Annotated in this window: 1 protein-coding gene; it reads left to right on the top strand. The window is 26.4% G+C overall.

Features of this window, described 5'->3' with window-relative positions; all coding sequences use genetic code 11:
• A partial coding sequence (locus HZY83_RS07795; protein ID WP_218925375.1) for an SdrH family protein occupies positions 1–444 on the top strand: 444 nt, incomplete at both ends.

Below are 444 nucleotides of genomic sequence, written 5' to 3'. Positions count from 1 at the left end.
TAATAAAGGTAATGAGGATAATGAAAATAGTAGCAATGGTGGTGCCCCATTAAAAAGAAACTCTAATGCCAAAGATGATTTAAATTACTCACAATCTAATCATCAAACGCCTAATTATGATAGAAATCAATTTATTTGGAATAGATCAGGATCAGTTATAAATCATAGAAGCAATTCTCAGAATTTTAATAAAGATGAGCAAAGTAAAGATTCTGAAGAAAATTCTTTATTAGATAGATTTAGAAGCTTAGCAAGTGGTGCATACAAATATAATCCATTTTTAATTAATCAAGTTAGAAATTTAGATACTGAAAATGGAGAAATTACCGATAGTGACATCTATAGTTTATTTAAAAAGCAAAACTTTAGTGGAAATGAATATTTAAATTCTTTACAAAAAGGTTCAAACTATTTCAGATTTCAATATTTTAATCCACTAAATGC

Origin of the sequence: Gemella sp. GH3 (assembly GCF_013415425.1) — a bacterium.
Taxonomy (GTDB): domain Bacteria; phylum Bacillota; class Bacilli; order Staphylococcales; family Gemellaceae; genus Gemelliphila.
The sequence above is the reverse complement of the archived record's forward strand: the minus strand, read 5'-3'. Positions and strand labels throughout refer to the sequence as shown.